General features: G+C 41.1%; 20 protein-coding genes, 4 tRNA genes and 1 other annotated feature. Of the genes, 5 read left to right on the top strand and 19 right to left on the bottom strand.

Translation table 11 applies throughout. The annotated features are described in order from the left end of the window. Positions 1 to 143: 143 nt before the first annotated feature. The 3 genes from clpB to rluD all read right to left on the bottom strand — a co-directional run bounded on the left by clpB (position 144) and on the right by rluD (position 4,552). A complete protein-coding gene (clpB, locus tag PR767_RS15170; RefSeq protein WP_272520554.1) occupies positions 144 to 2,717 on the bottom strand; it encodes an ATP-dependent chaperone ClpB in 2,574 nt (857 codons plus the stop codon). A gap of 123 nt (positions 2,718 to 2,840) precedes the next feature. Further along, positions 2,841 to 3,575, bottom strand: a complete 735-nt coding sequence (gene yfiH, locus PR767_RS15165) for a purine nucleoside phosphorylase YfiH (RefSeq protein ID WP_272520553.1) — start codon at positions 3,573 to 3,575, stop codon at positions 2,841 to 2,843. Beyond that, entirely contained in the window at positions 3,575 to 4,552 is a 978-nt protein-coding gene (gene rluD, locus PR767_RS15160; protein ID WP_272520552.1) for a 23S rRNA pseudouridine(1911/1915/1917) synthase RluD, read from the bottom strand. The genes yfiH and rluD overlap by 1 nt, the downstream gene beginning before the upstream one ends. A 137-nt stretch (positions 4,553 to 4,689) precedes the next feature. On the opposite strand from rluD, the gene bamD reads away from it, so the two are divergent. From bamD to pheA, 3 genes are all read left to right on the top strand, one after another. Then, positions 4,690 to 5,421 (top strand): outer membrane protein assembly factor BamD, encoded by a 732-nt coding sequence (gene bamD / locus PR767_RS15155; protein WP_004913985.1) that lies wholly within the window; start codon positions 4,690 to 4,692, stop codon positions 5,419 to 5,421. A 478-nt stretch (positions 5,422 to 5,899) separates the two neighbouring features. Continuing rightward, the gene (raiA, locus tag PR767_RS15150; RefSeq protein WP_004913987.1) at positions 5,900 to 6,232 is read left to right on the top strand and encodes a ribosome-associated translation inhibitor RaiA; all 333 of its coding nucleotides are present in this window, start codon (positions 5,900 to 5,902) and stop codon (positions 6,230 to 6,232) included. Positions 6,233 to 6,370: 138 nt separating this feature from the next. Continuing rightward, positions 6,371 to 6,491: a sequence feature (Phe leader region), on the top strand. A 26-nt stretch (positions 6,492 to 6,517) separates the two neighbouring features. Continuing rightward, on the top strand, positions 6,518 to 7,690 hold the full coding sequence (pheA, locus tag PR767_RS15145) for a bifunctional chorismate mutase/prephenate dehydratase (protein ID WP_004913989.1): 1,173 nt from the start codon (positions 6,518 to 6,520) through the stop codon (positions 7,688 to 7,690). A 50-nt stretch (positions 7,691 to 7,740) separates the two neighbouring features. On the opposite strand, the gene PR767_RS15140 is transcribed toward pheA, so the two are convergent. The 8 genes from PR767_RS15140 to ffh form a co-directional block, all read right to left on the bottom strand. Then, positions 7,741 to 9,309 (bottom strand): methyl-accepting chemotaxis protein, encoded by a 1,569-nt coding sequence (locus PR767_RS15140; RefSeq protein WP_004913992.1) that lies wholly within the window; start codon positions 9,307 to 9,309, stop codon positions 7,741 to 7,743. Between the two features lie 326 nt (positions 9,310 to 9,635). After that, positions 9,636 to 10,757 carry a bifunctional chorismate mutase/prephenate dehydrogenase gene (gene tyrA / locus PR767_RS15135; RefSeq protein WP_109911982.1) on the bottom strand — a complete coding sequence of 374 codons (1,122 nt, stop codon included), beginning with the start codon at positions 10,755 to 10,757 and terminating at the stop codon, positions 9,636 to 9,638. A gap of 13 nt (positions 10,758 to 10,770) precedes the next feature. Beyond that, complete coding sequence (locus PR767_RS15130; protein WP_123382455.1) at positions 10,771 to 11,865, bottom strand: 3-deoxy-7-phosphoheptulonate synthase; 1,095 nt, start codon at positions 11,863 to 11,865, stop codon at positions 10,771 to 10,773. Between the two features lie 777 nt (positions 11,866 to 12,642). After that, on the bottom strand, positions 12,643 to 12,996 hold the full coding sequence (gene rplS, locus PR767_RS15125; RefSeq protein WP_004264827.1) for a 50S ribosomal protein L19: 354 nt from the start codon (positions 12,994 to 12,996) through the stop codon (positions 12,643 to 12,645). 41 nt (positions 12,997 to 13,037) lie between these two features. Beyond that, positions 13,038 to 13,802 (bottom strand): tRNA (guanosine(37)-N1)-methyltransferase TrmD, encoded by a 765-nt coding sequence (gene trmD, locus PR767_RS15120; RefSeq protein ID WP_272520557.1) that lies wholly within the window; start codon positions 13,800 to 13,802, stop codon positions 13,038 to 13,040. Positions 13,803 to 13,840: 38 nt separating this feature from the next. Continuing rightward, complete coding sequence (gene rimM, locus PR767_RS15115) at positions 13,841 to 14,386, bottom strand: ribosome maturation factor RimM (RefSeq protein ID WP_047757188.1); 546 nt, start codon at positions 14,384 to 14,386, stop codon at positions 13,841 to 13,843. An 18-nt stretch (positions 14,387 to 14,404) separates the two neighbouring features. Continuing rightward, complete coding sequence (gene rpsP, locus PR767_RS15110) at positions 14,405 to 14,653, bottom strand: 30S ribosomal protein S16 (RefSeq protein WP_004914031.1); 249 nt, start codon at positions 14,651 to 14,653, stop codon at positions 14,405 to 14,407. 136 nt (positions 14,654 to 14,789) lie between these two features. Further along, positions 14,790 to 16,151, bottom strand: a complete 1,362-nt coding sequence (gene ffh, locus PR767_RS15105; RefSeq protein WP_004914034.1) for a signal recognition particle protein — start codon at positions 16,149 to 16,151, stop codon at positions 14,790 to 14,792. A 386-nt stretch (positions 16,152 to 16,537) separates the two neighbouring features. Between ffh and PR767_RS15100 the strand changes: the two genes are divergently transcribed. Beyond that, positions 16,538 to 17,329 (top strand): cytochrome C assembly family protein, encoded by a 792-nt coding sequence (locus PR767_RS15100; protein WP_004264820.1) that lies wholly within the window; start codon positions 16,538 to 16,540, stop codon positions 17,327 to 17,329. Between the two features lie 42 nt (positions 17,330 to 17,371). Beyond that, the gene (locus PR767_RS15095) at positions 17,372 to 18,658 is read left to right on the top strand and encodes a CNNM domain-containing protein (protein ID WP_109911980.1); all 1,287 of its coding nucleotides are present in this window, start codon (positions 17,372 to 17,374) and stop codon (positions 18,656 to 18,658) included. Positions 18,659 to 18,744: 86 nt separating this feature from the next. Here PR767_RS15095 and luxS read toward each other — a convergent pair whose 3' ends face one another. The 8 genes from luxS to alaS form a co-directional block, all read right to left on the bottom strand. Further along, positions 18,745 to 19,260, bottom strand: a complete 516-nt coding sequence (luxS, locus tag PR767_RS15090) for an S-ribosylhomocysteine lyase (protein WP_004914042.1) — start codon at positions 19,258 to 19,260, stop codon at positions 18,745 to 18,747. 153 nt (positions 19,261 to 19,413) lie between these two features. Further along, entirely contained in the window at positions 19,414 to 20,973 is a 1,560-nt protein-coding gene (gene gshA, locus PR767_RS15085; protein ID WP_272520551.1) for a glutamate--cysteine ligase, read from the bottom strand. Between the two features lie 195 nt (positions 20,974 to 21,168). Next, positions 21,169 to 21,245: transfer RNA gene (locus tag PR767_RS15080), tRNA-Arg, on the bottom strand. A gap of 94 nt (positions 21,246 to 21,339) precedes the next feature. Next, positions 21,340 to 21,416, bottom strand: a tRNA-Arg gene (locus PR767_RS15075). A 139-nt stretch (positions 21,417 to 21,555) separates the two neighbouring features. Next, positions 21,556 to 21,632, bottom strand: a tRNA-Arg gene (locus PR767_RS15070). Between the two features lie 11 nt (positions 21,633 to 21,643). Further along, positions 21,644 to 21,736 (bottom strand) — tRNA-Ser (locus tag PR767_RS15065). Between the two features lie 436 nt (positions 21,737 to 22,172). Next, a complete protein-coding gene (gene csrA, locus PR767_RS15060) occupies positions 22,173 to 22,358 on the bottom strand; it encodes a carbon storage regulator CsrA (protein WP_004264815.1) in 186 nt (61 codons plus the stop codon). Between the two features lie 228 nt (positions 22,359 to 22,586). Further along, the gene (gene alaS, locus PR767_RS15055; RefSeq protein WP_272520550.1) at positions 22,587 to 25,214 is read right to left on the bottom strand and encodes an alanine--tRNA ligase; all 2,628 of its coding nucleotides are present in this window, start codon (positions 25,212 to 25,214) and stop codon (positions 22,587 to 22,589) included. Positions 25,215 to 25,479 lie beyond the last annotated feature (265 nt).

Below are 25,479 nucleotides of genomic sequence, written 5' to 3'. Positions count from 1 at the left end.
GTGTTTTTTTTGAAAATAATTTTTAAGTGATGGTATTTTATACTTTACGTACATTTCTCAAACAAAAAAAGCGGTTTTATACGTAATTTGATATAAAAAAGGTGGCTATTATTAGCCACCTTTTGATTTCACAATAACATCAATTACTGTTTAGCAACGATTTCGTCATTTTCTACATCTAAAATGACAGGTTTACCTGGCAATAACTTACCTGACAAGATTTCTTGTGCCAGAGGGTTTTCAATTTCCTGCTGAATTGCACGTTTCAACGGCCTTGCTCCGAAGATTGGGTCAAAACCAGCCTCCCCAATTTTCTCAAGTGCCGCTGGTGTTGCACTGACTTCATAACCGTGCTCTTCAAGACGTTTATATAAACGAGCCAATTGAATATTGGCAATATTCGTAATTTGCTCTTTACCTAATGGATGGAATACAACGACTTCATCTATACGGTTAATAAATTCAGGTCTGAAACTATGGGATACCACTTCCATCACCATATCTTTCATTTCTGAGTAACCAATCATGCCAAACCTTTCTTGGATTAAGTCAGAACCCAAGTTGGATGTCATGATGATTACTGTATTACGGAAGTCTACCGTTCTACCTTGCCCATCCGTTAAACGTCCATCATCAAGCACTTGTAATAAAATGTTGAAAACATCAGGGTGTGCTTTCTCAACTTCATCCAATAAAATGACTGAGTAAGGACGACGTCGAACTGCTTCAGTTAAATACCCACCTTCTTCGTAACCAACATATCCAGGAGGTGCGCCCACTAAACGTGATACCGCATGTTTTTCCATAAATTCAGACATGTCGATACGAACCATTGCATCATCGCTATCAAACATAAAGTTTGCTAACGCTTTACATAACTCAGTTTTACCTACCCCTGTTGGCCCTAAGAACATAAACGAGCCAATTGGGCGGTTCGGATCTGATAACCCTGCACGACTACGACGAATTGCATTCGATACTGCAACTACAGCTTCATCTTGTCCAATAACACGCTGATGGAGTTGCTGTTCCATACGTAACAGTTTCTCTCTTTCGCTTTCTAGCATTCGAGATACAGGAATGCCAGTCCAACGCGCTAAGATTTCTGCAATTTCAACATCTGTTACTTTATTACGTAACAGTTTCATGCTTTTACCTTCAGCTTTCGTTGCCGCTTCAAGCTGTTTTTCCAACTCTGGAATTTTACCGTATTGCAATTCGGACATTTTTGCCAAATCACCCATACGGCGTGCTTTTTCCATCTCGATACGTGTATTTTCAAGTTCAGCTTTAATATGCTGAGTACCCGTTAATGATGCTTTTTCAGCTTTCCATTCTTCTTCTAACGCAGAATATTCACGCTCTTTCTCTGCGAGCTCTTCTTCTAACATCTCAAGGCGTTTTTTACTTGCGTCATCTGATTCTTTTTTCAGCGCTTGCTGTTCGAGTTTGAGCTGAATAATACGACGTTCCAGCCTATCTAAGGATTCAGGTTTTGAATCCATTTGCATACGTAAACTTGCACCCGCTTCATCAATTAAATCAATCGCTTTATCGGGTAACATGCGGTCAGTAATATACCGATGCGATAACGTTGCCGCTGCCACAATCGCTGGGTCAGTTATTTGCACATGGTGATGCAATTCATAACGTTCTTTTAAGCCACGTAAAATAGCAATTGTGTCTTCAACGGATGGCTCTGCGACATACACTTTTTGGAAACGACGTTCTAAAGCAGGGTCTTTCTCAATGTATTGTCGATACTCATCCAATGTGGTTGCACCAACGCAGTGTAATTCACCACGAGCCAACGCGGGTTTTAACATGTTGCCCGCATCCATCGCACCATCGGCTTTACCTGCACCAACCATAGTATGTAGCTCGTCAATAAATAGAATGACGTTACCTTCCTGTTTGGCGAGGTCACTTAGAACGGCTTTCAGACGCTCCTCAAACTCACCACGATATTTCGCACCCGCAATCAGTGCCCCCATATCTAGGGATAATACCCGTTTGTTTTTTAACCCTTCTGGAATTTCACCATTTACGATACGTTGTGCTAACCCTTCAACAATCGCTGTTTTACCAACACCTGGCTCACCAATCAGCACGGGATTATTTTTAGTACGGCGTTGCAATACTTGAATGGTACGACGAATTTCTTCATCTCGGCCAATCACAGGGTCTAATTTGCCTTGCTCTGCACGTTCAGTTAAATCAACCGTATATTTTTTCAAGGCTTGGCGCTGGTCTTCAGCGCTTTGGTCATTCACTTTTTCTCCACCACGCATCTGTTCTATTGCCTTTTTTAAATTATCTTTATTAACACCTGCTGCTTTGAGCATGTCTGCTAATGTCGTATTGGCTTCTAAAGCGGCGACAAGAAATAATTCTGAGGAGATAAATTCATCTCCGTGCTTTTGTGCCAGCTGATCACATAAATTCAAATGACGCATTAAGTCACTTGATGGTTGAACATCTCCCGCTACACCTTGCACTTGAGGTAAACGACCTAGCGCATCTTCGACTTTTTGCTGGAATTGTACGGCATTCACGCCTAACGTCGTCAGCAATGGACGAACGGTACCCCCTTCTTGATTAAACAGGGCACTTAATAGATGAATAGGTTCTATAAACTGGTTTTCGCGCCCAAGGGCTAGTGATTGGGCGTCAGCGAGAGCTTGCTGGAATTTATTAGTTAAACGGTCCAGACGCATAACACCTCCAATAAATGAGATTAAATTTGCTACTGGATACTAGATGAGGTCAGTTTTTAAATATTCAAGTTTTGCAAGGAATTATTTTCATAATATCCATTAATTTAGAATAAAACACCAAGACTAGGTGTTTATCCATATTAATGAAGCCATTCTGCCAGTCTTTCCTTCCCTTCGATAGGAAAAAAATCTGTTTTCATCTGTTACGGTACAAAAATCACCGCCATACACTTTCGTTACGCCAGCAGCTTGTAGTCTTTTACGCGCTAACAAATAAATATCAGCTAGATATTTATTGTTATAAGGAATAAAAGCAGAGGCTAAATCAGACGATTGATTAACAAAAGCCTCTTTGACTTCCTTGCCGACTTCAAATTTCTTAGCACCAATAGCTGGGCCAAGCCAAGCGATAATTTCATTTGCAGGACAAATAAATTGAGCAACTGTATTTTCAAGGACTCCATGACATAACCCACGCCACCCTGCATGGGCGGCGGCTACTTCCGTTCCGGCTTGATTAGTAAATAACACAGGCAAGCAATCCGCCGTCATAATGACACAAACTTGGCCAACCTGGTTGCTATACACTGCATCCGCTTGCCTATTGTGAATTTTATTCCCAACAAGATGTAGCACATCAGTACCATGCACTTGCTCAAGCCATACAGGCTGTTGTGGTAGCTGAGCAAGTTTTTCAAGGCGTTGACGATTTTCACTGACAGCATTGGGAACATCCCCAACATGATCACCTAAATTCAAGCTATCAAAAGGTGGTTGGCTCACACCACCTGTACGAGTTGTACTACAGCTAGCTATATTTTTAGGTTGTGGCCAATCAGGGAAAATCAATGTATTCATTACCAGTCCATATCGTCTTTATGCAGTTCAGTATCTGCTTTTAGAGCTTCAATAAGCTTAACCATATCATCAGGTAACGGTGCATGCCACTCCATTTGAATACCTGAGATTGGGTGATATAAACGCAACATGGTGGCGTGCAGTGCTTGCCTATCAAAATTACGCATGACCTCTAAAAACTCCTCTGTCGCCCCTTTTAATGGACGCGGCCGCCCACCGTATAAAGGATCACCAATTAAGGGATGATTGATATGGGCCATATGAACTCGAATTTGGTGTGTTCTACCCGTTTCCAGACGTAAACGTAAACGAGTATGAGCTCTAAAGTGTTCCATTACACGATAATGCGTTACGGCTGGTTTGCCCATTGGGTGTACAGCCATATGAGTTCGTTTAGTTGGATGGCGAGAGATAGGTTCTTCTACCATACCGCCCGCGGTCATACGACCGACCGCAACTGCTTCATATTCACGCGTAATTTCTCTACGTTGCAATGCTTCGACAAGGTGTGTTTGAGCTGGAACGGTTTTTGCGACAACCATTAAGCCTGTTGTGTCTTTATCTAAACGATGAACAATACCCGCCCTTGGCGCATCTGCAATTTCAGGATAACGATATAATAACGCATTCAGAATTGTGCCATCTGGGTTTCCTGCCCCGGGGTGGACAACTAAATCACGCGGTTTATTAATAATTAGGATATCTTCATCTTCATAAATCACATTAAGTGGGATATCTTGTGGTTCCCAGCGATTATCTTCTTCAATGAGGGCATCGATTAAAATTTGTTCACTGCCGAAAACTTTTTCTTTTGGCTTATTGATAACTTTGCCATTAACCTGCACTCTATCAGCTAAAATCCATTCTTTTATGCGAGAACGTGAATAATCAGGGAACAATTCGGCCAAAGCCTGATCTAAACGTTGACCAAGCTGTGATTCAGCGATAGTTGCACTAAGTTGTACTTGTTGAGCCATAAATTAATCTACTTTTTGGTGTTTGTGTTTTGACGGCAGTGCCGTTTCATTTAAAATATATGCTATTGTAACTCGAATTTTGCCGGGAGCCTTATGGATAGACTCCCTCGAAACACTCAGAGGATAACCTACACGTGATGATACGTATGAAAAATCTGGTGGCTGCAGCCACGTTGAGCCTGATTTTAGTCGGCTGTTCCAGCACTCCTGAAGTCAGCCCTGATAGCTCCCCTGCTGAAATATATGCAACGGGTCAGCAAAAACTACAGGACGGCAATTTTAAAGCAGCGATTAAACAATTTGAAGCTCTTGATAACCGTTATCCATTTGGTCCATATGCTCAGCAGGTTCAATTAGACCTGATTTATGCATATTATAAATCAGCAGAGCTGCCAATGGCGATAGCCGCGATTGACCGTTTCATGCGTTTGAACCCAACTCATCCAAATATTGATTATGTCCTCTATATGCGAGGCTTAACCGCGATGGCCCTGGATGATAGCTTATTGCAAGGCCTCTTTGGTATTGACCGCTCAGACAGAGATCCACAGCATGCACGAGTTGCATTCAAAGATTTCAGTCAGCTAGTTCGCTACTATCCTAACAGCTTATATTCCAATGATGCGAGTAAGCGATTAGTTTACTTAAAAGACCGTTTAGCAAAATTCGATCTTTCTGTTGTCGAATACTACAACAAACGCGGTGCTTATGTCGCGGTTGTTAATCGTGTTCAACAAATGCTAAAAGACTACCCAGACACAGAAGCAACACGTAATGCCTTAGCATACATGGAAATTGCTTATAATGAGATGGGGCTAAACCAAGAAGCGAATAAAGTTGCGAGTATTATTGCTGCAAACCCACAATAATATCATCGTGAGATCGAAAACAGCGGCCAAGGCTGCTGTTTAGGTTGTTGACAAAGCGGGATAAAAGCGTGGTTTTTCCCGCTTTGTGTTATCAGCCGAAAATCAATGAATTGATTTTCCTAATTTATTTTCAATAACCGATTAAACTTGCTGCCAAACATAATATGTTTGTCCGCAGTCTGAACAGCAGCCAAGGCTGCTGTTTTCTTTGCTAACGGCGATTTAGTTGCTTGCCCATTTAGTGTGCTAATTTTAACCCAAAAAAAACTCCGGCTAATTACCGTTCCGTTAGCCAACCCAGCCAGTTTCCCTTAATCAATTCATTTTGGCAATGCTTTTTCGCCCCTTTTTTACGTGAAATCACACTTCGGATGAGCGCTACTCTTCCTCTGAATGAGATGTGATCTATATCAATTTTTTCTTAGCAAGAACGGGTATTCTGAACTCAACAAAGACGGAAACAATGAGAGGTAACTATATGATAGTGAACATTACTAGCAAACAAATGGACATTACCCCAGCGATTCGTGAGCACATTGAGAGCCGTCTAACAAAACTCGATAAGTGGCAAGCATCCTTGATAAATACGCATGTTGTTTTATCAAAAGAGCCACAAGGTTTTATGGTTGATGCCAACATAAAAACAGCGACAGGAAAATTGGTCGCAAGTGCCAAGCATGAAGATATGTACGTTGCAATTAATGAACTAATTAACAAACTCGAAAGACAACTTAATAAAGTGCAACATAAAGGAGAATCAAGAAGAGCATATAATAGTGTAAAAGAAGCGAATAATACTGTTACGTTATAATTTTATATTATCTATCAACTAATCTTGAACCTTGTAAACGCGCTCGCTATGGGCGCGTTTTTTATGTTTCTGATCCTTACCTATTGACTTCTTAGTGAGTATCGGGTTTATTTAAATTGAATCGACTAAAGGTATTCATATGAATCTTAATTTTGTTTTCTTTTTCTTCTTTTTTAGCAACTCCTAATTAGGGGCTTTTGTCGTTCGAGAAAGAAAAGAAGACAAAATTAGAAAGCCCCCTCTAGGGGGCTTTTTTTATATCATAATATTAACAGGGTAGGCAGCATGGAAAACAGCACTAATTTATTGAAAGTAAGAGAAAAAATAAGTCAACTGGATAGTGAATTACTAAATCTTTTAGCAAAGCGCCGTGGTTATGCTGTTGAAGTCGCTGAAACAAAAATTGATGATAGCCGCCCTATTCGTGATAAAGACCGTGAGCGTCAGCTTCTTGATGTTTTAATCAACAAAGGCAAACCGCTAGGGCTTGATGGTTTTTATATCACCCGCCTATTCCAAATGATTATTGAGGACTCCGTTCTTACACAACAGGCGATTTTACAAAAACATTTAAATTTAACCCCGAGTGATACTGCCCGTTTCGCATTCTTAGGGCCGAAAGGTTCTTACTCACACATTGCTGCACGCCAATATTCTGCTCGCCACTTTGACCAACTGGTTGAATGCAGTTGCCATAAATTCCAAGATATTTTTTCATTAGTTGAGAGTGGGCAAGCGGAGTATGGCATTTTGCCAATAGAAAACACCAGCTCGGGTGCAATTAATGATGTTTACGATTTACTGCAAAATACATCATTATCAATCGTTGGAGAAATTCGACTCCCAATAAACCATTGTCTCTTAACAACAGGAAATACTGATCTCAGCCAGATCAAAACCGTGTATAGCCACCCTCAGCCTTTCCAGCAATGTAGCCAATACTTAGCGCAATTCCCTCACTGGGAAATAAAATATTGTGATAGTACATCAACTGCAATGCAAATGGTCGCAGACCAAAACTCACCGAGTGTAGCGGCGCTTGGAAGTGAAGCCGGCGGCGCGTTATACAATTTAAGCGTAATAGAACACAACCTCGCTAATCAGCAAATTAATATGACTCGGTTTATTGTTGTTGCACCGCAACCAATTGAAGTCACTGAACAAGTCCCCGCTAAAACAACACTACTTCTTACCACTGGCCAACAAGCTGGAGCCTTAGTTGATGCATTAGTTATTTTGAAAAATAATAAGATAATTATGAGTAAATTAGAATCTAGGCCAATTAATGGTAAGCCCTGGGAAGAGATGTTTTATGTAGATGTTCATTCAAACTTACGTTCAGATAATATGCAGCAAGCTTTGAGAGAACTTTCAACAATTACTAGATCAATTAAAATATTAGGCTGCTACCCATCCGAAAATGTGGTTCCTGTTGAACCTGAAAAGATCACGCCTTAATAAAATATAATCTGGCTGCACTTTTATCAGTGCAGCCTATTTAGCGGAAACTATATTGCTGCTTTAGGCTGATGACTCGACGATTTAACTCTGAAATAATTCACTAACTCCTTCAAATGATATGCTTGTTCATTTAAGGAGTCCGCAGCAACAACAGATTCTTCAACTAAACTCGCATTTTGTTGTGTGGTTAAATCAAGTTGCCCTACCGCACTATTAATTTGAGAGATTCCATCGCTTTGCTCACGGCTAGCTTGCCCAATTTCACGTAGTAGCGCATTCATCTCTTTTACACTATCCACCATGCCATGTATTTGCTGAGTTGCTTTTTCAACAAGTTCCATGCCTTCTTGCGTTTGTGACGATGAGTTTTCAATCAACCCGCGAATATCACTCGCTGAAGCTGCACTTTTTTGTGCTAATAATCTCACTTCCCCAGCAACAACGGCAAAGCCTCGCCCATGTTCACCGGCTCTTGCCGCTTCAACGGATGCATTCAATGCTAAGATATTAGTTTGGAATGCAATCGAGTCTATTAGGTTAATAATTTCTGTCATCTGTGATGACGAACCGTTGATTGCTCGCATTTTGTTCGTAACTTGGCTCATCATATCGCCATTATTTTGCACAATAATCGCTGCTTGGTCTGCAAGCATACTTGCTTCATGGGTGTGCTCAGTCGTGTTTTGAACAGTTGAAGTTATTTGCTCCATTGAACTAGCCGTTTCTTCAACTGATGCGGCTTGTTCTTCTGTACGTGCGGCAAGGTTTTGGTTCCCTGCAACAATTTGCCCTGCTGCCGCCGAAATACTTTCAGAACCTTGCTGAACCTCTTGGACGATTTCCAGCAAGTGTTCTTTCATATCATTAAGTGCATTTAGCAACACACCCGTTTCATCTTTTGAGGTGACCTGAATATCTTTAGTCAAATCCCCATTTGCAATTGACTGAGCGAAATTAACCGCATTTTCCAATGGTCTAGTAATAATAGTCGTAATATACCAACCCATTACGCAGCCCGCAGCGATACTCAAGATTGAGAGCACAGCCAGTAATAATTTATTACTTTCATAGTCTGCATTGACTTTCCGGCCGATCTCTTGCATCTGCAAGTCTTGAATTGCCATCAATGTTTGAATGTGATCTCGATAATCCCGCTGAATACTCGAAGTTTTCGTCATCATCTCATCAATCGCCGCTTGCCGATTATTTTGTTGTAAGAATACATTCATACGTGCCAGCGATGCATGGAACTGTTGGCGGATCACGCGTAAATCTGCCAAAATTTCTTTAGAACGATCATCAGTGACACTGCTTTCTAGTTTTTCTAACAACTCTGTTATTTTCAGTGTAATTTTAGCAAGCTCTTCACGGCGCTTATCACTACCTCTGTCATCAAGTAAAATCAGCTCTTGGATCCCAATAAAAGAATAAAAGTTATCCATCATCTGCCCGGCTGTCGAAGCAATAGGATAGCTTTCATAAAGTACCTGCTTCATTCCTTCATTAGCCCGGTTCATATTCGCTAAAGAAAATATTGAACTTAAGATAATAAGCGCAACAAAACCACCAAATGCTATCGTTAACTTCATACTGATTTTGAGATTTTTAAAAAACATATATTTACCACGCTAGTCATCATTTAATGAGTAGTGTTATCGGTAAAACAGATAAGATCTTTATCATATAAATCGATCGATTTATAAATATTAATTTTAAAAATTGATTAATTTAGAATTAAATAGTGAATAAATTCAATTTTAGGCTAATTAGCACATTATTCGATAGAAATTATACATATAAGTACAATTACTTATTTTAAATAAAGATTTCAAGTGAGATTAACTAAAATGGAAGAATATGGAAGAATATGGAAGACAGCGATACATTAACACCACAGATAAAGCCCCCTACCGCAATAAAACACGATAGAGGGCGGGGATGATTATTTTCGATTATCGTTTGCTCGTTGCAGTAATGATTGGCTTTCTTTCATAAAATGATGGGCATCTTCGCCGAACCACTGGCTAACTTGATTAAATTGGTGGATAAATTCCTCTTTATCTTTTTTCTCAAGTAGCATTATTGAGTCCCCTAACAATTGGTGATACCTCCGTATCAATTCAACGTTTTCATCAGAAGACATAATAATATCTGCATACAGTTGAGGGTCTTGTGCAAACAGCCGCCCAACCATCGCGAGCTCTAAACGATAAATAGGCGATGATAAATCAAGCAGTTGCTGTAAATCGATATTTTCCTCAGCAAGATTTCGTCCATAAGTAAATGTAGTAAAGTGCCGTAATGCCTGAATAAAGCTCATATTTTTATCATGCTCTTCAGCTGATATTTCTTTCAAGCGAGCTCCCCAAACTAATAGCTGTTCAAGGAACCACTGATAAGACTCCGAGCTACGGCCATTACAATAAGCAAATACTTGCTTTGCAACGCTACCAATATCAGGGCCAAACATCGGGTGAAGTCCAAGTACGGGCCCATCATGCGCAGCTAACATCGCTTCTATGGGCTGTTGCTTAATTGACGCGATATCCATCAAGATCGTGCTTTTATCCAATTTAGGCAGTTGGTTGATCACTTGTACTGTTAAGTGAATAGGTACACTGATGATCACAACGCTCGCACCAGCAACTATAGACTCTGCTTGCGGCCAATCACCTTCATTCAATATTTTGACTTGGTAACCTGATAAAGTCAGAAGGCGGTGGAACAACCGCCCCATTTTCCCATCACCGCCCACAATCACAATGGGTCCAGCTGATGGGTTCAATGTTTTGAACCCTTTATCATTTTCACGTGCGTAAGATTCACGCATGATCCGCCTTAGAATATCCTCAATCAGATCAGGTGGGATCCCCATACGCTCAGCTTCAGCGCGACGTGCGGCCAACATACTGGTTTCGCGCTCAGGCACATAAATCGGTAAGCCATGTAAGCTTTTCACTTCACCGACTTCAGCAACCAATTGCAGCCTTTTTGCTAATAAATCGAGTAACGATTTATCAACTTCATCAATTTGTTCCCGTAAATGGGATAACTCAACAGACATACCAATACCTTGATCAGCTCACTTTACTCAATTTTTGCGCACGTTGTTCAAGCACAGGTAGTAATGCCTGATGCAATTTACGCAATACCGTTTCCGTCGTTTGCCAGTTAATGCAGGCATCAGTTACTGAAACACCGTATTTCATTGAGTCACGGGCTTGTTCTGATGTTTGATTCCCTTCATTAATATGGCTTTCTAGCATAATACCTGTAATTGATTCATTACCATTAATAATTTGTTCAATAATAGAATCAACAACTAATGGCTGACGACGGTAATCTTTATTTGAGTTTCCATGGCTACAATCCACCATAAGTGATGGCTCTAAACCAGCTTTTTTCATTTCAGCTTCACAAGCCGCAATGTCTTCAGCGTTGTAGTTAGGTGTTTTTCCACCACGTAAAATGACATGGCCATTACTATTGCCTTTAGTATGTAATAAACAAACTTGGCCAGATTGGTTAATCCCCATAAAACGGTGTGGCATGGCAGCTGCTTTTAATGCATTAATTGCGGTAGATAAACTTCCATCCGTTCCATTTTTAAAACCAACAGGCATAGATAAACCCGATGCCATTTCGCGGTGTGTTTGTGACTCAGTGGTTCTTGCACCAATGGCAGACCAACTAAATAGATCCCCTAAGTATTGAGGATTGTTAGGATCCAGTGCTTCTGTCGCTAATGGTAACCCCATATTCACTAAATTAGTCAGCAAGTCACGAGCAATATGCAGGCCTTTTTCCATTTCAAAAGAGCCATCCATAAATGGATCACTAATCAAACCTTTCCAACCCACGGTTGTACGAGGTTTTTCAAAATACACACGCATCACAATATATAAGCTATCACTTAATTCTTCGGCTAATACTTTCAGACGCTCACCATATTCAATAGCAGCATCCACATCATGGATTGAGCAAGGACCACATACCACGAGTAAGCGAGGGTCGCGTTGATGAATAATGTCAGCAATCACTTGGCGCGATGTCGCAATGGCATGCAGGTTGCTGCGACTCAGCGGATATTTCTCTTTCAGACTCTCAGGAGTGATTAATACCTGCTCGTCTTGAATATTCACATTGTTGAGTACATCTTTTTGCATGATCATTTTTTACCTACTTAATTAGCTTATATTTGCTTAGTTTGTTATTTACGTATTGTGTTTGGTTGTATGACTAATAACATACCATGCATCGTAAACAATTCAATCCATTTATGTAAAACATTCCCACATATGTAAAATATTATTTACACAACAGTAGTGAATTGATAAATATATAAATTTACATAAAATTAACATTTATAATATTTAAATTAGAGTTCAACACCAATTTTTAGTAAATATTTATTTACAGATTAAGATATTAATCTCTCAGCTATATTCTAAATAGTTCGAGTTGTAGCAAGGCGGCAAAGGAATGAGACGCTAGGAGCATACACAAGTATGTGACTAGTGCGAATGAGTGCTGCCAACACAGCTACAACTTGAAATATGACGAATATAGGTATGTGACCTGTGTGGCTGAGCGCAGCCAACACAGCTAGGACTTGAAATAAACTCTCTCAGCTATATTCTAAATAGTTCGGGGTGTAGCAAGGCGGCAAAGGAATGAGACGCTAGGAGCATGTGACTAGTGCGAATGAGTGCTGCCAACATAGCTACAACTTGAAATAAACTCTCTCAGCTATATTCAAAATAATTCGAGTTGTGGCTAGGCGTCAAACGAGGTTATCTCGGGGAGCATACATAAGTATGTGACCCGAGTAACCGAGAGAAGACAACAACGCCACAGCTTGAAGTATGACGAATATAGTGGTGAATGTAAAAAGGCCCGCAAATGCGGGCCTCTCTCATAACATAACTTTCGGATGTAGCGAAAGCGTATTACTTGGCGTTCAGACGCTCTTTGATACGAGCTGCCTTACCAGAACGCTCACGCAGGTAGTACAGTTTAGATCTGCGAACAGCACCACGACGTTTAACTGCAATGCTATCTACGACTGGTGAGTGAGTTTGGAATACACGCTCAACACCTTCGCCGTTAGAAATTTTACGAACAGTGAATGCAGAGTGCAGACCGCGGTTACGAATAGCGATAACCACGCCCTCGAATGCCTGCAGACGTTTTTTAGAGCCTTCTACGACCCATACCTTAACTTCCACGGTGTCACCCTGACGGAATGAAGGTACGTCCTGCTTCATTTGCTCTTGTTCAAGTTGTTTAATAATGTTGCTCATAATAACTCTCTTACCCTAGGTAAACTGATATGTTTAGACAATTAATTGTCTGGATTCATTTGTTGCTTGGACTGATATTCAACTTGGAATTCAGTCAGCAACATCCTCTGCTCGTCAGTCAGAGCTAGGCTTTCCAGAAGCTCAGGTCTTCTAAGCCAGGTACGGCCGAGTGATTGTTTCATGCGCCAGCTATCTATTTTAGCGTGGTTTCCTGAAAGTAAAACATCAGGAACTTGCATGCCGTCTAACACTTCAGGGCGGGTATAGTGTGGACAATCTAACAAACCATCTGCAAAAGAGTCTTCTTGAGCAGAGGCTTGATGACCAAGTACCCCCGGTATAAACCGTGAAACTGAGTCAATCAACACCATCGCGGGGAGCTCCCCACCACTGAGAACGTAATCACCGATTGACCATTCTTCGTCAACTTCGGTTTGAATGATACGCTCATCAATGCCTTCATAGCGGCCACAAACAAGAATCAATTTCTCATTGGTTGCCAGCTCGCAAACACCGTCTTGACTGAGTTTGCGCCCTTGCGGTGAAAGATAAATAACCTTTGCACCAACACCAGCCTCAGTTCTTGCTGCGTTGATTGCATCCTTAAGCGGTTGCACCATCATCAGCATGCCTGGACCACCACCATAGGGGCGATCATCAACAGTTTTGTGCCTATCGTGAGTAAAGTCACGCGGATTCCAGCACTCAAATGTTAGCAGGCCATTTTTCACTGCCCGACCAGTTACCCCGTACTCGGTTATTGCGCGGAACATTTCGGGAAACAGGCTAATTACACCAATCCACATCATTTCGTCCCACTTATCAAAACCGTTCAACCGGAGATTTAAAAACCAGGATCCCAATCCACTTCAATAAGTTTGGCATCGAGATCGACTTTCTTGATAACCTGCCCATCAAGAAACGGAACTAACCGCTCCTTGATGCCAAATGCATCTTTTAAATTCGCCTTAATGACCAGTACATCATTTGAACCGGTCTCCATCATGTCAGTGATGGTACCAAGGTCATAGCCTTGTAACGTCACTACATGGCAACCCATCAGGTCTTTCCAGTAGTATTCGTTTTCTAACTCAGGAAGTTGGGTTGAATCAACCGCAATCTCAAAGTTAGTCAAAAGCGCAGCTGCATCGCGGTCATCGACCCCGTTCAGCTTGACGATGATATCCTTGTTATGATGTTTCCAATCTTCAATTTCAATGTGTTGCCATTGACCTGAGCGCTGGATAAACCAAGGCTGATACTCAAAAATACTTTCAGCATGTTCGGTGGACGAAAAAACTTTGAGCCAACCACGAATACCGTACGCTGCACCTAATTTCCCCAATACGATTGGGTTTTCAGGTGGCTGTAGTTTAGTTTGCTTGCTCATTGTTACCACCGCGACAGATTAAGCTGCTTTCTTAGCTTGTTTGACCAGTTGTGCAACACGGTCAGAAATAGTTGCGCCTAAGCCAACCCAATGCTCAATACGGTCCAGGTCTAAACGCAGTTCTTCTGCTTGACCAGCAGCGATCGGGTTGAAGAAACCGATACGCTCAATGAAACGACCGTCACGCGCATTGCGGCTATCGGTTACAACGATTTGGTAGAACGGACGTTTTTTAGCGCCGCCACGAGATAAACGAATTGTTACCATAACATCCTCATTAGTTAACAAAACAACCAGACTCCATCGAGGGATAGAGTCCGGCTGTCATATAAAAAGCCCGAAAAGTTTACTCACTTTGACGCAAAAATCAATCAAAAGTGCGTTTTCTTTGAGGCTTTATTGCTTAACGCCCCGGAAAACCCGGAGGCATCATACCCTTCATGCCGCGCATCATCTTGGCTAGACCACCTTTTTTCATTTTCTTCATCATGCGTTGCATGTCATCAAATTGTTTTAAGAGGCGGTTAACTTCTTGCACGGTAGTTCCCGAACCTGCCGCAATACGACGTTTTCGCGAACCTTTAATAATTTCAGGTTTTTCACGTTCTTTACGTGTCATGGAATTAATCATCGCTTCCATACGAACGGTGATTTTATCATCCATTTGGGACTTAACGGCATCCGGTAACTGAGACATCCCGGGCATTTTGCTCATCATGCTCGCCATACCGCCCATATTACGCATTTGCTTTAATTGACTTAAAAAGTCATTTAAATCAAAGCCATCCCCTGTTTTAAGTTTTTTAGCCAGCTTTTCAGCTTCATCGCGGTCAACTTTATGCTCAATCTCTTCAATCAGAGAAATTACATCACCCATACCGAGAATACGCGACGCGACGCGCTCTGGATGGAATGGTTCTAAGGCGTCAGTTTTTTCACCAACCCCTAGAAATTTAATGGGTTTGCCTGTAATTGCGCGAATAGAAAGCGCCGCACCGCCTCGCGCATCACCATCGACCTTGGTCAACACAACCCCAGTCAGTGGCAAGGCTTCATTAAACGCTTTCGCTGTGTTTGCCGCATCCTGTCCTGTCATCGCATCGACGACGAATAAGGTTTCAACTGGCTTAATAATGCGGTGAACTTCTTGGATTTCTTCCATCATCGCTTCGTCGACGTGCAAGCGACCCGCGGTATCTACTAACAGCACATCGTAGAATTGCAATTGTGCGTGTTTTAATGCTTTTTGAACAATAGCAGCGGGTTTTTCTTGTACTTCCGAAGGGAAAAAGTCAATTCCAACACTTTCAGCTAACGTCTCTAATTGTTTAATCGCCGCGGGGCGATAAACGTCAGCAGAGACAACTAATACTTTTTTCTTTTGTTTTTCTTTTAAAAGCTTACCTAATTTTGCAACGCTGGTTGTTTTACCCGCACCTTGCAAACCCGCCATTAAAACGACCGCAGGAGGTTGTGCGGATAAATTAAGTTGGTGGTTTTCGTCCCCCATCGCCCGAGTCAGTTCATTTTGAACTATTTTGATGAACTCTTGGCCTGGTGTTAGACTTTTATTGACATCTTGCCCAACCGCATTTTCTTTAACTTTTTGAATGAATTCACGGACTACTGGCAAAGCAACGTCAGCTTCCAGCAAGGCCATGCGAACTTCGCGTAGTGTTTCTTTAATATTTTCATCAGTTAGACGCCCACGCCCACTGATATTGCGCAACGTGCGCGATAGTCTGTCAGTTAAATTATCAAACATATGTCTTAGCTCAATTCTGTTGATGGGCCGATGTCAGCCTGATCTGGTTGCTAATACAGATAATTTCAAGTGCGTGTTATCTAACAACTTGAATTATAAGCATCAATGCCTTCACAATGATGAAGGAAAACCAACACTAAAAATAATTGCGGCAAAATAATGCCCCATTGTAACATGCCCGCAGTTTTTTCGCTGCCCCCTGTTTGAAACGGATGATACAGGTTATTATGGCTTGAATTTAATAATACGAACCAACCCCGTAGGCACATGAAGTGCTATCCGCAATGAATATATTGCGATTGGCCCGTCCAATAGTTGGAGCCTGCACTCGTACAAGTTATACTATGAAATAACTTTCCACTAAAAATGATTAACGACACTATACTATGCCCGTATTTGCAGTCATAGCAGTTTGTACATACATGGTCAGTCTGTTACTGATCGTCCCCGGCCAAGTGCGTAAACAGCCGTTTTACCGCCATCTCGCGCTTTTTCTTGCCGTTGTTGCGTTAGTAACTCACGCTATTACATTGAAATTCTTGATTTTCAGTGAAGCCGAAGGACAAAACCTCACTCTGTTGAATTTAGGCTCAACAGTGAGCTTACTCATGTGTGTGATTATGACTGTTGTCGCTTACTGGGGAAAGGCTTGGTACTTAACGCCCATAGTCTATAGTTTTGCCATCATTAACTTGATGCTGTCAACGCTAATGCCTGGTGAGTTTATTACGCATCTCGAAGCTCGCGTCCCCCTGTTTGTTCACATTGGCCTCGCTTTGTTGAGCTATGCAACACTTCTTATTGCGGCTTTATATGCATTACAAGTGGCTTTAATCGACCATCAACTAAAAAACAAAACCTTAAAATTTAGTCCCGATATGCCACCGATGATGGTGATTGAACGTAAAATGTTCCATATCACTCAAGTTGGTGTCATTTTGCTAACTCTGACCTTATGCACTGGCTTTATTTATATGGATAATATTTTTGATAAAGAAAATATTCATAAATCAGTGTTATCCGTTATCGCCTGGTTTGTTTATATCACTCTACTTTGGGGGCATTTCCATGGAGGATGGCGAGGTAAGCGCGTTCTATTTTTCCATGTTGGCGGTTCAATCATCTTAACTATGGCTTTTTTTGGTAATCGTCTAATACAGGAGTTCATGGTATTTTGACGCAAATAAAGTCACTACTTTCACCACATAAGGAAACTTGTTTTGGATGATGTGTCCACGAGTACGCTAATCATCATATTGATTGTTTTAATTTTTATGTCAGCCTATTTTTCTGCATCAGAAACTGGGATGATGACGCTAAACCGTTATCGGTTAAAACATTTAGCAAAACAAGGTAATCGCTCAGCGATACGTGTTGAGAAACTGCTTAAACATCCTGACAAGCTGTTAAGCCTAGTCCTTATCGGTAACAACTTAATCAACATAGTTGCTTCCGCATTAGCCACTATTATCGGTATGCGACTATATGGTAACGCGGGTGTAGCGATGGCAACCGGGATCCTAACTTTTGTGATACTCATTTTTGCCGAAGTTATGCCAAAAACACTGGCAGCGCTGTACCCTGAAAAAATTGCATTTCCAAGTAGCTATCTCTTAAAACCATTACAAGTAGTTATGATGCCTATTGTTTGGGCATTTAATACTATTTCAGCACTACTGTTACGTTGCATTGGGGTGAAATCACTAACCGCACGAACTGATGCGGTTAATAAGGAAGAGCTACGCACCATTGTTAACGAATCAAAGCATAAAATTAGCCGCCGAAATCAAGACATGCTGATTTCCATTTTAGACTTAGACAAAGTCACAGTTGGCGATATTATGCTGCCAAGGAATGAGATTGTTGGTATTGATGTCAATGATGACTGGAAATCAATTATTCGGCAGCTTACGCACTCCCCTCATGGCCGTATTGTGCTTTATCGCGATTCACTTGATGACTCTATTGGCATTTTACGCGTCCGCGAAGCGTACCGTCTCATGATGGAAAAACGTGAATTTAATAAGCAAAATCTCATTAAAGCTGCAGATAACATTTATTTTATTCCTAACAGTACACCGTTAAATGTTCAGTTAGTTAACTTCCAGCACAATAAAGAAAAACTCGGGATTATCGTTGATGAATATGGCGAGATTCAAGGTCTTATCACTGTAGAAGATATCTTAGAAGAGATAGTTGGTGATTTCACCACCTCTATGTCGCCATCCTTAGCTGAAGAAGTTTTGCCACAGAGCGATGGGAGCGTTCTTGTGGACGGTTCTGCTAATATTCGTGAACTGAATAAGGCTTTTGATTGGAATCTCCCTGTAGATGGTCCTAGGACGGTTAATGGCATGGTTTTGGAAGTCATCGGTGATATTCCACAACTTGAAGAGCAAATCGTGGTAGGACATTACCTTATCGAAGTATTAGCGATGAATGAAAATATCGTTAAGCAGGTCAGGATCACACCTCTTACTTTTAGTTCTCAAGTCCCCGACCTTTGATTTCTTCATAAACTTGCCATTAAATTCTGCTATAAAAATAAAAAGAGCCTTAATTGGCTCTTTGCATAAAGAATATTTGATAAAAACTAAACGTGTAGCTGTTCAAGTTTCTCAGCAGGTAATGCTAACTCATCGTTCTTATTGATACCAATTTCAGATGCAAGAACATTACGTGCAATTTGCTGAGCTTCTTCCAGTGAGTGCATTTTATATGTGCCGCACTGATAGACATTCAATTCAGGAATTTTGTTTTGGTCTTTCACCTGCAAAACATCTTCCATTGCTGCCTTCCATGCATTAGCAACACGCAGTTCATCGGGCTGACCAATAAGGCTCATATAAAAACCAGTACGGCACCCCATTGGTGAAATATCAATAATTTCAACACCATTACCATTGAGGTGATCACGCATAAAGCCTGCAAAGAGGTGCTCTAAAGTATGCGTCCCTTTTTCTGTCATGGCTTCTTCATTTGGTACAGTAAAACGCAAATCAAAAACCGTGATGGTATCACCACTTGGTGTTTTCATGGTCTTTGCCACACGTACAGCAGGCGCTGACATGCGAGTATGATCGACAGTAAAGCTATCTAATAATGGCATTTTGTGACCTCCTCAAAAATAAAAAATATTTTCTAAAATAAATGAAACTATTTTGAAAATGCAGAGTCTGAATTATTGAAAGACGCGCAATTTGTTATCATCCCTAATTCTCTAAGAGATTTTTTATTTGGCCACCTAGAGTGGCCATTTCTTTTAGCGTCCTGCATGAATGCGTAGATAGTCCTCAAAGCTTTCGCTCTCACTTTGTTCCATCTTCGCTTGCTTCTCTATTGAAGCCAATCGTGCTTGCTCAAATTGCTCTTCAGTTATCACTTCATACGGTTCATTCACTAACTGTTCAAAATATTTTTCAGCTAATTCTAACCCGTAGCCACCAATGCCTTTCTCTAACATTTCATCCATAACGAGCGCTGAATATGTGAGAGTTGGGTCTTTAAACATAGCGACAAATTGGTGACAAACTTCTTGATATTTTGCATCGCAACAAGTGTCTAACACTTCAGCCACGCGGATCAAGTCATTAAATAATTGCTGTCCAACTTCAACTAACGGCTTAACTTCACTACCACAACCGAAACCAATAACTTGACCTGGCTTACGACCTTCAAGGATGACACGATTCCAGTTTTGACGGCAACAGTCTAATTCTTGTGCATTCATTTCAGGCGCATCAGCGAGTACACACCATATTAAGAATAGATCAACAAAACGAGCTTGAGTTTCATTAACGCCTATTGCACTAAATGGATTGATATCAAGTGAACGGACTTCAATGTACTCAATACCACCGCGCAATAATGCATCGGAAGGTGATTCATTGCCTTTAGGAACGCGTTTCGGGCGTATTGGGGCGTAGAGCTCATTTTCAATTTGTAGCACATTGGTATTTAGTTGAATATATTTGCCGTCTTTTTTGACACCCAGTTTTTCAAATTCAGCTGAAGGCTTATGGATAGCTTTTTTCAGGTTTTCTACATATTCATCCAATTTATTGAATGTGATATTTAAATCACTTTGTGATTTATTTGTATAACCTAAGTCACTCATACGTAGAGATGTCGCATAAGGCAAGTAATACGTACCACAGTCCGTTTTATCAAATGACAGCGACGTCTCCCTATCTTTCAAAAAAGAGCCGCAAATCGCCGGAGAGGCGCCAAATAGATAAGGAATAACCCAACCAAAGCGGTAGTAATTTCTAATCAGACGTAAATAGCCTTCAGAAATTTTTTCTTTACCGCCTTCTTCATCTTCAATACCTGCCCATGCTCGCCAAAATTCAATCGGCAAAGAGAAGTTATAATGCACGCCTGCTATCGTTTGCATCAAAGCACCATAACGATTTTTAAGGCCTTCACGGTACAGCGTTTTAAACTGCCCCACATTAGAAGAGCCATATTGCGCAAGAGTGATTTTATCTTCACTTTCAATAAAGCACGGCATACTCAACGGCCACATTCTTTCATCTTGAAGGTGACGAGCTGTATAGCGGTGTAAATCTCGCAAGAAAGCCAAATTATGGCTAATGCTTTTATCTACAGGAGTAATAAATTCGAGTAGGGACTCCGCAAAATCTGTCGTGATCCATTTATGTGTTAAAGCTTTTCCCAGCCCTTCTGGATGCAAGGTCTCTGCAATTGCGCCTGTTGGGGTTACACGCAATGTTTCACGCTCTATACCACGTTGAATACCATTTAGTGTTTCTGGGTGCGCCTCTAACCATGAGAGCGCTTTCGATACGTCCGGGATCAAGTCGACCTCCCGCCTGTGATGTTAATTTATTTTATTAAGGCAATTACTTTAGCTTAAATCACATAAATTGTCGCTGTCTAGATGTGTGGTTTATGAGGGAATAAATCAAAGATGCATGGAAAATGCGATTTAGTTAATTTTATGAATGGTAATTTTAGGCAAAAAAAACTCCTCAAATGAGGAGTTTCTTAATGATGGTGCATCCGGGAGGATTCGAACCTCCGACCGCTCGGTTCGTAGCCGAGTACTCTATCCAGCTGAGCTACGGATGCAAAATTCATTCGATTTTGAATCGATATATTCTCAATAACTTATCTGAGTTAAATTAAAAGGTATTATTGATATGCTAAGTTATTAGCTAAGAGATGGTGCATCCGGGAGGATTCGAACCTCCGACCGCTCGGTTCGTAGCCGAGTACTCTATCCAGCTGAGCTACGGATGCATACTTAATGCAAAGGAGTGCTGCTCTCTCAAACTTCTTTATCAACTTCTACTTCTATAAATCAACTTCTTAGTTAATGCTTTGTTTGGCTGCTAAAACCAAAACAAAACCCCATCAGATCTTCTCATAGGGTTAAAGATGGTGCATCCGGGAGGATTCGAACCTCCGACCGCTCGGTTCGTAGCCGAGTACTCTATCCAGCTGAGCTACGGATGCATAATCTAAAATGGCGGTGAGGGAGGGATTCGAACCCTCGATGCAGCTTTTGACCGCATACTCCCTTAGCAGGGGAGCGCCTTCAGCCTCTCGGCCACCTCACCATATTTTAGTTACACACGATTTGTTTTTTCAAACATCTCGTTGCTGTGTGGCGCACATATTACTTTCCTAGACTTAGAAGTCAAACAATTTTTCCAAACTTTTTGCATTCCGGTGTCTGTTTGCACATTTCACAAGCAAGATGATTAGTTTAACACCGAAAAAGATATATTTCAGCCCCTATGACACTAACTTTATAAACAAAAATACTGGAAAAAATTATTCTACAAATGAATAAAAATGTGTTCACAGGATTGATTAGCCTATATTTCAAACAAAAGGAAACAAAATTTCAGTACAAGAGAACCGAAAACTAAACAATAATGTGAGTTTGATGCTAGAGAAGTATAAAAATGAAAGGATATTTTTAGAATATAATACGAGTAAGACAAGCGCCCATTCTTGCTGTGTGGTCAATCATTGGACGCTTATTCATTATTATTGATTATCTGGTTGAGTCTTTTCAGCCTGGATCCGTTGATAAATTTCTTCACGGTGAACAGAAACTTCTTTTGGCGCATTAACACCAATACGAACTTGGTTGCCTTTGACACCCAATACAGTAACTGTTACCTCATCGCCTATCATGAGTGTTTCACCAACTCGACGAGTCAGAATAAGCATTCTTTGCTCCTTGAAATATTAAAAGAGTCGGGTCTCTAGGTATCCCCCGCTATTGTCCATCACACACCGTGAAAACGTAAAGCAATGACATTCACCTAAAGCATTGATGCCATCAATACAAGCATTCTAATTATTTACAAGCAAAATATAGCACTACAAACGATACATTAACAATGCCGCAACAGATTAAAGTTGCCTCATCTTTTAATGAGGCAACTTTGTAAGTGCTTACAGGCGTGCTTCAACCCATTCTTCGACACTCGCCATAGCAGTAGGTAATGCGTTAACGTCAGTACCTCCTGCTTGAGCCATGTCTGGGCGGCCACCACCTTTACCACCAACCTGACCTGCAATGTGGGAAATCAAGTCACCTGCTTTAACTTTAGCAGTTAAATCATTAGTCACCCCAACAATCATACTGACTTTATCACCACTTGTTGTTGAAAGCACGATAATCGCTGATTTCAACTGATTTTTAAGGTCATCAACCATAGTTCTCAACAACTTAGGATCAGTATCTCCTAATTGAGTCACTAATAATTTGACGCCTTTCACGTCTTTCGCTTTGCTACTTAGTGAAGCACTTTCTTGAGATGCTTGTTGATCTTTTAGTTGCACAATTTCTTTTTCGAGCTGGCGAGATTTATCTAATGCCGCTTTCACTTTCTCGACAAGGCTATTCATATCACCTTTAACCAAGTGTGCAATTGCTGAAAGTTGCTCTGATTGATTGTGAATACTTTCAATTGCTGTAGTGCCTGTCGTCGCTTCAATACGACGAACACCTGCAGCCGTACCCGATTCACTCAGAATACGGAATAAACCAATATCTCCGGTACGACGCGCATGGGTACCACCACATAATTCGATAGAAAAATCACCCATACTCAGAACACGTACACGCTCTTCATATTTTTCACCAAATAATGCCATAGCGCCTTTTGCTTTTGCACCTTCTAAATCCATTAGTTCGGTTTCAATTTCTGAGTTTTTACGGATTTGCGCATTCACAATATCTTCTACTTGGCGTAGTTGGTCTTGTGTCATCGCCTCAAAATGAGAGAAGTCAAAACGCAAGTATTTATCATTAACCAATGACCCCTTTTGAGAAACATGGTCACCTAATACTTGGCGTAGTGCCGCATGCAGTAAGTGCGTTGCTGAGTGATTTAAACGGATCGCATCACGTCTAGCACTATCCACGAAAGCGGTAATTCTATGATTAACAACGAGTGATCCCGCTTCAACCTTACCAATATGCCCAATCGCTTGACCATATTTTTGCGTGTCAGTAACTTTAAAGCTCGCACTATCATTATTTAAATAACCAGTATCACCGACTTGCCCACCAGACTCTGCGTAAAATGCTGTTTTGTCTAGTATAACTAAGCCTTCTTCACCAGCATTCAAGCTATCTACAGGCTGGCCATCTTTATATAATGCAGTAATAGTAGCTTGTTGCTCATCATATTGATAACCGGAGAATTCACTGCGCTTATCAACTTTAATTAAAGAGTTATAATCTGCCCCAAAACCACTGGATTCGCGCGCACGACGACGTTGGTCCTCCATCGCTCGCTCAAAACCTTCTTCGTCGACTTTAATATTGCGTTCACGGCAAACATCTGCCGTTAAATCGATTGGGAAGCCATAAGTATCATATAAGCGGAATGCAGCTTCACCGTCCAGAGTATCCTCTTTCAGTGAGGCAAGCTCTTCATCTAATAATTGAAGACCACGTTCTAAAGTACGAGCAAATTGTTCTTCTTCGGTCTTGAGAACTTTTTCGACCATTGCTTGCTGCCGTCCAAGTTCATCAGCTGCGGACCCCATGACGTTAATCAGTGGCGCCACTAATTTATAGAAGAAGGTATCTTTGGCACCAAGCATATAACCGTGACGAACAGCACGACGGATAATGCGACGCAGAACATAACCACGGCCTTCATTTGATGGAATAACACCATCACTTACAAGGAATGCACAAGAACGAATATGGTCAGCAATAACACGTAATGATTTATTTTCTAAATCTGTCGCACCTGTTGCTTTAGCAGCAGCAGCGATGAGATCGCGGAAAATATCAATTTCATAGTTTGAATTAACGTGCTGCAATACTGCAGAAATACGCTCTAAGCCCATTCCTGTATCGACTGAAGGTTTTGGCAGAGGCTCCATTGTCCCGTCAGACTGACGGTTAAATTGCATGAAGACCAAGTTCCAAATTTCAATATAGCGATCACCGTCTTCTTCTGGGCTTCCTGGAGGCCCACCCCATATGTGGTCACCGTGATCATAGAAAATCTCGGTACATGGGCCACAAGGACCTGTATCACCCATCTGCCAGAAGTTATCTGACGCATATGGCGCGCCCTTGTTATCACCGATACGAATAATACGCTCAACTGGAACACCAATTTCTTTGTTCCAAATGTCATAGGCTTCATCATCAGTTGCGTAAACGGTCACCCACAGCCTTTCTTTTGGTAAGTTAAACCATTCTTCGCTAGTCAATAATTCCCAAGCAAAACGGATTGCGTCATGCTTAAAGTAATCGCCAAAGCTAAAATTGCCTAACATTTCAAAAAATGTATGGTGGCGAGCGGTATAGCCCACATTTTCTAAGTCGTTATGTTTGCCACCCGCGCGCACACAGCGCTGCGCGGTTGTCGCTCGGGAATATGCTCTTTTATCCAGACCAAGAAATACATCTTTGAACTGGTTCATCCCTGCGTTTGTGAACAATAGTGTAGGGTCATTATTTGGCACTAGTGAACTACTAGAGACCACTTGATGACCTTTTGTATGAAAAAAGTCGAGAAACGCTTGACGGATCTCAGCGGTGCTTTTACTCATATTTATCCCGATATCAAGCTGGAAACAGAATTACGAATTGTTGAGATGGAATGTAACATCACCTCTAATCAACTCTCCGATTAAAAAGTGACTGATAAGATAAAGTCTCTTTGTGCAGAAGTAAAATATAGATACATCCATTCGCAGCTTTCATTGTAAAGCGTCTAGATATTTTCTGAAAGTATGTTTATACCTTGCACTGGCGTATTTTTCCACAGAAAAACTGTTCAATAAACTATTAATGTAATAGGTTTAAAACAAAACA

The organism is Providencia sp. PROV223 (assembly GCF_028479245.1).
GTDB lineage: Bacteria > Pseudomonadota > Gammaproteobacteria > Enterobacterales > Enterobacteriaceae > Providencia > Providencia rettgeri.
This window is presented reverse-complemented; position numbering and strand designations above follow the sequence as displayed.

Bases quoted from the DNA above. Each gene is read 5' to 3' on its own strand.
- clpB (WP_272520554.1), bottom strand. From the start codon at position 2,717: ATGCGTCTGGACCGTTTAACTAATAAATTCCAGCAAGCTCTCGCTGAC.
- yfiH (WP_272520553.1), bottom strand. From the start codon at position 3,575: ATGAATACATTGATTTTCCCTGATTGGCCACAACCTAAAAATATAGCT.
- rluD (WP_272520552.1), bottom strand. From the start codon at position 4,552: ATGGCTCAACAAGTACAACTTAGTGCAACTATCGCTGAATCACAGCTT.
- bamD (WP_004913985.1), top strand. From the start codon at position 4,690: ATGATACGTATGAAAAATCTGGTGGCTGCAGCCACGTTGAGCCTGATT.
- raiA (WP_004913987.1), top strand. From the start codon at position 5,900: ATGATAGTGAACATTACTAGCAAACAAATGGACATTACCCCAGCGATT.
- pheA (WP_004913989.1), top strand. From the start codon at position 6,518: ATGGAAAACAGCACTAATTTATTGAAAGTAAGAGAAAAAATAAGTCAA.
- PR767_RS15140 (WP_004913992.1), bottom strand. From the start codon at position 9,309: ATGTTTTTTAAAAATCTCAAAATCAGTATGAAGTTAACGATAGCATTT.
- tyrA (WP_109911982.1), bottom strand. From the start codon at position 10,757: ATGTCTGTTGAGTTATCCCATTTACGGGAACAAATTGATGAAGTTGAT.
- PR767_RS15130 (WP_123382455.1), bottom strand. From the start codon at position 11,865: ATGATCATGCAAAAAGATGTACTCAACAATGTGAATATTCAAGACGAG.
- rplS (WP_004264827.1), bottom strand. From the start codon at position 12,996: ATGAGCAACATTATTAAACAACTTGAACAAGAGCAAATGAAGCAGGAC.
- trmD (WP_272520557.1), bottom strand. From the start codon at position 13,802: ATGTGGATTGGTGTAATTAGCCTGTTTCCCGAAATGTTCCGCGCAATA.
- rimM (WP_047757188.1), bottom strand. From the start codon at position 14,386: ATGAGCAAGCAAACTAAACTACAGCCACCTGAAAACCCAATCGTATTG.
- rpsP (WP_004914031.1), bottom strand. From the start codon at position 14,653: ATGGTAACAATTCGTTTATCTCGTGGCGGCGCTAAAAAACGTCCGTTC.
- ffh (WP_004914034.1), bottom strand. From the start codon at position 16,151: ATGTTTGATAATTTAACTGACAGACTATCGCGCACGTTGCGCAATATC.
- PR767_RS15100 (WP_004264820.1), top strand. From the start codon at position 16,538: ATGCCCGTATTTGCAGTCATAGCAGTTTGTACATACATGGTCAGTCTG.
- luxS (WP_004914042.1), bottom strand. From the start codon at position 19,260: ATGCCATTATTAGATAGCTTTACTGTCGATCATACTCGCATGTCAGCG.
- csrA (WP_004264815.1), bottom strand. From the start codon at position 22,358: ATGCTTATTCTGACTCGTCGAGTTGGTGAAACACTCATGATAGGCGAT.
- alaS (WP_272520550.1), bottom strand. From the start codon at position 25,214: ATGAGTAAAAGCACCGCTGAGATCCGTCAAGCGTTTCTCGACTTTTTT.